The following is a 1,339-nucleotide window of genomic DNA, read 5'->3' on the forward strand; positions in this document are numbered from 1 at the left end:
CCACAAGGTGCTCGCATCGAGCCGCCCCAAGGCGTGACCACTAGAGGCTTCCCGTCTCAGCCGCTCACTCCCCTACGCCCCCTGTTCGCCCCCTCCGCCCGCGCCCCTCACCGCACAACGTGGGAAAACCAAGGCCGTTGCCCAGGGAACCGGCATCGCCGGCCATCACCTCGGCCCTGTCGATTGACCGCCGCTTCCCGGCGGATCTACGGTAGAAGGCGCTTTCTGAAACTGTTTCCGTCCTCTGCTCCAGGAGAGTCATGCCCAGCCCTCAGCTGCCGCGGGCCGTGTTCGCGATGGACCCGGTACACCTCCCGCTGCTCTTCCCTCCGCCGCTGATGGAGCGGCTGAGGTGCACGGCCGACATCGACCCCGGGTTGGTCGTACGGGACTTCACCGATCCGGCCGCGGCCGACGCCCTGTCCTCCGCCGAGGTGCTGATCACCGGCTGGGGCTGCCCGCATCTGGACGCCGGTGCCCTCGCGGCGGCCCCGAAGCTGCACGCCGTCCTGCACGCGGCAGGCTCCGTGCGCTCCCTGGTCGGCGACGCCCTGTGGGAGCGCGGCGTGAAGGTCTCCAGCGCGGTGACGGGCAACGCCGTGCCCGTCGCGGAGTACACGCTCGCGATGATCCTGCTCGTGGGCAAGGACGCCTTCGACCACCGAGAGCGCTTCCGCCGCACGCACACCTACCCGGGCCCCGCGCAGACCGCGGCGACGGGCAACCTCGGCCGCCGGGTCGGGGTCATCGNNGGCCGAGGCGGCCGCCCTCGGTGCGGAGTCGCTGTCGCTGGAGGATCTGCTCAGACACAGCGACATCGTGAGTCTGCACGCCCCCGACATCCCCGAGACCCACCACATGCTCGACCGCGGCCGGCTCGCCCTGGNNCCGGGTCCCCGCTGTACAACCTGCCCAACGTGTTTCTCACACCGCACATCGCCGGCTCGCTGGGCAACGAACTGGAGCGGCTCGGCCGCATCGTCGTCGAGGAACTGGAGCGCCTGGCGGCGGGCCTGCCACCGGCCCACGAGGTACGGCACGCGGACCTCTCGCGGGTGGCGTGACGGCGGCGGCACGGCGGGGCGGGGCAGGGCAGGGCTCCGGGAACGCCTGCGCGGCGGGGTGTCCTGTCACGGAGGGGCGTTCTGATCCCCGGCGCGGAGGGGCGTTCTGGTCCGCGGCGCCGCGGTGCTTTCCGGTCCGCGTCACGGCAGCGCGCCCGGCCCGGGGCGCTGTGCCGAGGGCGGCCGCCTCGGCCGGGCTCACGTACGGTCGTGCAGCCCGCACGGCACAAGACACGACAGCGCCTCCGGCGCCCCGCACGGCGACGAGTCCGGAC

The 1,339-nt window shown here is 72.9% G+C and carries 1 pseudogene; it reads left to right on the forward strand.

Annotation, left to right across the window (positions count from 1 at the left end):
- Positions 1 to 260: 260 nt before the first annotated feature.
- Positions 261 to 1,064, forward strand: a pseudogene (locus CCL05_RS43320) (NAD(P)-dependent oxidoreductase).
- Positions 1,065 to 1,339: the final 275 nt, after the last annotated feature.

Source organism: Streptomyces africanus, from assembly GCF_002150735.1.
GTDB classification, from domain to species: domain Bacteria; phylum Actinomycetota; class Actinomycetes; order Streptomycetales; family Streptomycetaceae; genus Streptomyces; species Streptomyces africanus.